The following is a 238-nucleotide window of genomic DNA, read 5'->3' as shown; positions in this document are numbered from 1 at the left end:
AAGAGATAATATGCAAAGATATAATGATTTAAGTTCTTATCTAAAGGAAAAATTTGGTTCAAAACTTTTAAAACTCTCCATTGATGGAGGGTTTTCTTGTCCAAATAGACAAAACGGACAAAGTGGTTGTAAATTTTGCTCCGAAAGTGGAAGTGGAGAATTTACAACTAAAAGAAAGTCAATTACCGAACAATGAAATGCTCAAATAGATTTTTTAAAAGAAAAAGAGAAAAACAAT

General features: G+C 29.0%; 1 pseudogene. It reads left to right on the top strand.

The window, feature by feature from the left end:
* Positions 1-196 (top strand): annotated as a pseudogene (locus tag VJI93_RS09240) (TIGR01212 family radical SAM protein); the annotation flags it as partial.
* Positions 197-238 lie beyond the last annotated feature (42 nt).

The sequence above is a fragment of the Parvimonas sp. M20 genome (assembly GCF_035282425.1).
Taxonomy (GTDB): Bacteria; Bacillota; Clostridia; order Tissierellales; family Peptoniphilaceae; genus Parvimonas.
The sequence above is the reverse complement of the archived record's forward strand: the minus strand, read 5'-3'. Positions and strand labels throughout refer to the sequence as shown.